Source organism: Finegoldia magna (genome assembly GCF_018371055.1).
Taxonomy (GTDB): Bacteria; Bacillota; Clostridia; order Tissierellales; family Peptoniphilaceae; genus Finegoldia; species Finegoldia magna_I.
The window spans coordinates 1-1,567 of the sequence record NZ_JAGYZD010000316.1; the positions used below are offsets into that span (position 1 = coordinate 1).

Annotated in this window: 2 protein-coding genes and 1 pseudogene; all 3 read right to left on the reverse strand. The window is 31.8% G+C overall.

The features are described 5' to 3' along the window. A pseudogene (locus KHW44_RS09495) lies at window positions 1–446 on the reverse strand (iron transporter); the annotation flags it as partial. A gap of 2 nt (window positions 447–448) precedes the next feature. Then, window positions 449–1,126, reverse strand: a complete 678-nt coding sequence (locus tag KHW44_RS09500; protein WP_019124881.1) for an ABC transporter ATP-binding protein — start codon at window positions 1,124–1,126, stop codon at window positions 449–451. Beyond that, window positions 1,126–1,521 carry a DUF4418 family protein gene (locus KHW44_RS09505; RefSeq protein WP_002837689.1) on the reverse strand — a complete coding sequence of 132 codons (396 nt, stop codon included), beginning with the start codon at window positions 1,519–1,521 and terminating at the stop codon, window positions 1,126–1,128. Before KHW44_RS09505 ends, KHW44_RS09500 begins: the two co-directional genes overlap by 1 nt. Window positions 1,522–1,567: the final 46 nt, after the last annotated feature.

Here is a 1,567-nt window from a genome sequence, read left to right on the forward strand (position 1 = left end):
TGACTTTGACCACTGGACTTAGAATCTCCAGAGGTTACATCAAGAGTATGATCATCTTCATGAAGATAAGTTATAAGTGCATCAATTTCATCTTTAACTTCTTTTGGGTCTGCATCTTCTTTGATAGAATTTTTTGCTCTGTAAAATTGATGTTCAACCATTGAACCCCTTTGGCCTGAAATTGCAGACATAGTTGTTTTTTCAAATCCAATTTTTTCATAGAATTTAAAGTAAGCTACATTAACTGCATCTGTGGCTGCTTTTTTAGCATCCTTATCTCCAGGCTTGTAAACTTCCACAGCTTTTTGTAAATGTTCTGACATAGCATCAGCGACTTCAACCCAGTTAGCATAATTTGTTTCTGCTGCAAAGGCAGGCGTGAAAGTGAGGCTAATAATGACTACTATCATTGCGAAAATGCTAGTCCTTTTCTTTAATAAATTCATCTCTATCCCTCTTTTTTTATTAAACTTCCATCTTCCATTTGGCAAAGTGTATTGCCATATTTTAAAATATCAAGCTCATGAGTAACTATAATAAGTGCAGTACCTTTAGAATTTATTTTTTTTAATAAGTCCATTATCTCCATAGTAGTATTTTTATCCAAATCACTTGTAGGCTCATCTAAAATCAAAAGTTCCGGCGAATTAATCATAGATCTGGCTATCAGCACTCTTTTTAGCTCTCCTCCAGATAAATTTTTAGGAAAATCATCTTTCAAATGCAAAATTCCCATCTCATCAAGTAGCATAGCTGCTTTTTCATAAGCAGAATCATCTCTTTTAAATAGATAATAAGGAAGAGACACATTCTCTAAAACATTTAAATTTGGAAGTGTTCCTAGACTTTGTGGCACAAAACCTATGATTTCATTCCTATATTTGCTAATTTCTCTATCAGAAAAATCACTCATATCTTTGCCCTTAGCAAAAATTTTACCTTCAGTCGGTTTTAATAAACCAGACAAAAGATTTAAAAAAGTTGACTTCCCTGAACCACTTCTGCCAATTATATTGACAAAATCTCCCTCTTCCAAGGTAAAGTTTACATTTTTAACTGCAAAAAGTGTATTAGAACCTCTCTTAAAACTCTTGCTTAAATTTTCAGTTTTAATTATTGATTCCATTATGAATTTCTTTCTTTAATACAATAATAAATATTAACTAAAACCAATATGCCTGACAACAATGTGCAAAGCGGAATGGTTTTTGCTCTGCAAGCCATATCGGCTTTCATGCATCCACCAATAAGTACATGAGCGTTCAGTATCTCTAAAATACCAATTGCTATATTTGAAATAGATAATCCTAAAGATATTTTTGAATCTTTAACTACAATAAGAATAATTGCTAATACTAAAATGACTGCTCCAATACCTATAGTCATATTTCCCATCCAATGGCATTTCATGAACATCCCATTTTCCATAGGAGGACAAACGGGTGTTATAAATTTTGGTGCAAACACTAACAAAAAACCTATAATAGCAGAAATATATCCTACAATCTTTTTCCTACTCATTTTAATCATCATTTCTACTTATCTTTATTAATAACATTGTAATATA